Genomic DNA, 2,671 nt, shown 5'->3' on the forward strand with positions numbered 1-2,671 from the left:
ATGTCCGGCTCTACAACGGCCAACTCCCCCAATCAGTGTTGAAGGGGCAAACGCCCATCAACGCGCTCAAGGACTGGCAAAGGCAAAGGCCGGACATCTTCAAGAAGCGGCCGTATAATCAAGCGGGATGTGACACCTAAGAAGGCAACATAGCATCTAATCGTAGATAGAATCAGGCAGCAGTGGCAGCGCGAGAATTAGGAGTAAGTATGACGAGACGGAGAGTTCTTGTAATTGCGGAGGCGGCTAATCCTGAATGGGTGTCGGTGCCGCTGGTGGGCTGGTCTCTAGCCCGCGCGCTAGCACAAGTAGCAGATGTGCATCTAGTCACACAGATCCGTAACCGCGAAGCAATTTTGCGGACAGGTTTGGTTGAAGGACAGGACTTCACTGCCCTCGACAGCGAGACACTGGCACGACCCTTGTGGAGGCTCAGCAGTCTTTTGTCTGGAGGCCAAGGGCGGGGCTGGACGATCCAACAGGCATTAGCAACAATTAGCTATCCTTATTTTGAGCATTTGGTTTGGAAGAATTTTGGTTCTGCCATTTGCAACGGTGCGTTTGACGTCGTTCACCGAGTTACCCCGCTGTCGCCGGTGCAGCAAAGCCCCATCGCCGCAAAATGCCGCCGTGCGGGCGTACCTTTTGTGTTGGGGCCTATCAATGGGGGAGTGCCTTGGCCAAAAGGATTCGAGGCTGAGATGAAGCAAGAGAACGAATGGCTTTCGCGGCTACGCGGCCTCTCTCGCGTCTTGCCTGGCCGACGAAACACGTTGCTGTCCAATGCTATTCTTGCTGGATCGCACCAAGCGATCCGTAATATTCCAGCTCGTCATCAGGAGAGAGTGATATATCTGCCCGAAAATGCTGTTGACCTTGAGCGATTTTGGCGGCAGGCGGATCACGATCCCGCGCGCTCGGGGGGGGTACTACGCGCTTGCTTTATTGGTCGATTGGTGCCGTTAAAAGGTGTCGATATGTTAATCGCGGCAGCAGAACCATTGCTAGCCGCTGGGCGAATGGAATTGGATATAATTGGAGAGGGACCAGTTCTACCTATGCTCCAAGAGCAGGCGCGGCACCTTGGCAGTACAGTGCGTTTCCACGGTTGGAAAAAGCATGAGGAGGTACAAGACATTGCTGCAGGATGCACTGTATTAGCTTTTCCCTCAATTCGTGAATTTGGGGGCGGTGTAGTATTGGAAGCGATGGCTCTTGGACTATGCCCAGTTGTAATAGATTATGCTGGTCCTGCTGAATTAGTCACTCCGGATACTGGATATGCAGTACCGATTGGAAATCGTTCGGAAGTAGTGGCAGGATTGCGCACGGCTTTATTACACTGTGCGGATAACTCGGAGGAGGTAGAACAAAAAGGACTGGCCGCACGTGCACGGGTCCAAGCTCTGTTCACGTGGAAAAATAAGGCCGAACAGGTGCGTGAAGTTTATGAATGGGTTTGCGGAGCGCGAACTGATCGGCCTAACCCTATGAGTGTGAACAATTTTGATTTACAACCGCGGGGGCGTTGTTGCAGAACTCACACCTAAGGCATGACGCCTCCTTGCCCCGCTGATGTCAGGCCACGCGAACGATCTCGGCGGTGCCGAGGGCTGAGAAGCGGTTCATGAGAGCGACGCGGATATGGATCTCGGCGGTTTGGCGGTCAGGATCTCTTGCGGCGATGCGCTCGCCGAATGCCTTGAGGCATCGCATCTTCGCCTCCAGGCGGCTCCTGGTGTGGTATCCGGTCCAGTGGCGTTGTTGCATGAAGCCTTTTTGGGATACACATTGCACGTCCAGCGACATAGCTGAACGGCATGTCCAAGCCCGCGCTTACTCGCTACCGCACCCTGAACTGGTCTGCCTACAACGCTGCGCTGTGTGAGCGCGGCTCGCTGACCGTCTGGTTCGACCCGTTGACGCCGTGGCATGCGGCGCTCTCGGGCAAGCGCGGCGGGCAGCCGGTCTATAGCGACGCCGCGATCCAGGCGTGTTTGACGGTGAAGGTCCTGTTCGGTCTACCGCTGCGGCAGACGACGGGCTTCGTGGCTAGCCTGCTGCGGCTTGCGGGGCTCGGCTGGCCGGTCCCCGATTTCTCGACACTCTGCCGACGCCAGAAGACCTTGGCGGTGCAACTGCCTTACCGTGGCAGCGGCGGTTCATTGAACCTGCTGATCGACAGCACGGGCATCAAGGCCCGGGGCGAAGGCGAATGGCATGCGCGTAAGCATGGCGGGGTGCGCCGACGGATCTGGCGCAAGGTGCATCTGGCCGTCGACGAAGCGACGCTGGAAGTACGGGCTGTCGAGGTCACCGAGAGCCGCGTGGGCGACGCGCCCATGCTGCCCGGCCTGCTGTCGCAGATCCCCGAAGGCGAGCAGATCGCATCCGTCACCGCCGACGGCGCCTACGACGGAGGGGCCTGCCGGGACGCCATCAGCCTGCGTGGCGCCGAGGCGCTCGCCATTGTGCTTGAACCGGTGGCGCACATGGCTCGCTCCCGCCGCGTCGGAACGCCAAGCCGTGGAAGAAGGACAGTCCAGGTGCCCTAGGTGTCACATCCCGCGTGATTATACGGCCGCTTCTTGAAGATGTCCGGCCTTTGCCTTTGCCAGTCCTTGAGCGCGTTGATGGGCGTTTGCCCCTTCAACACTGATTGGGGGAGTTG

At 58.0% G+C, this 2,671-nt stretch carries 1 protein-coding gene and 2 pseudogenes; 2 read left to right on the top strand and 1 reads right to left on the bottom strand.

The genetic code is table 11. The features are described from left to right. The first annotated feature begins 209 nt into the window (after window positions 1-209). Window positions 210-1,550, top strand: a complete 1,341-nt coding sequence (locus tag OC184_RS19835) for a glycosyltransferase family 4 protein (RefSeq protein ID WP_265508913.1) — start codon at window positions 210-212, stop codon at window positions 1,548-1,550. A 28-nt stretch (window positions 1,551-1,578) separates the two neighbouring features. Here the strand turns inward: OC184_RS19835 and OC184_RS19840 are convergent. Further along, window positions 1,579-1,761 (bottom strand): annotated as a pseudogene (locus tag OC184_RS19840) (IS5/IS1182 family transposase); the annotation flags it as partial. Between the two features lie 59 nt (window positions 1,762-1,820). Here OC184_RS19840 and OC184_RS19845 point away from each other — a divergent pair. Beyond that, window positions 1,821-2,554, top strand: a pseudogene (locus OC184_RS19845) (IS5 family transposase); the annotation flags it as partial. Window positions 2,555-2,671 lie beyond the last annotated feature (117 nt).

It is taken from the genome of Paracoccus rhizosphaerae (assembly GCF_026162645.1).
Taxonomy (GTDB): domain Bacteria; phylum Pseudomonadota; class Alphaproteobacteria; order Rhodobacterales; family Rhodobacteraceae; genus Paracoccus; species Paracoccus rhizosphaerae.

Coding starts and splice junctions, on each gene's coding strand:
- OC184_RS19835 (WP_265508913.1), top strand. CDS start 210: ATGACGAGACGGAGAGTTCTTGTAATTGCGGAGGCGGCTAATCCTGAA.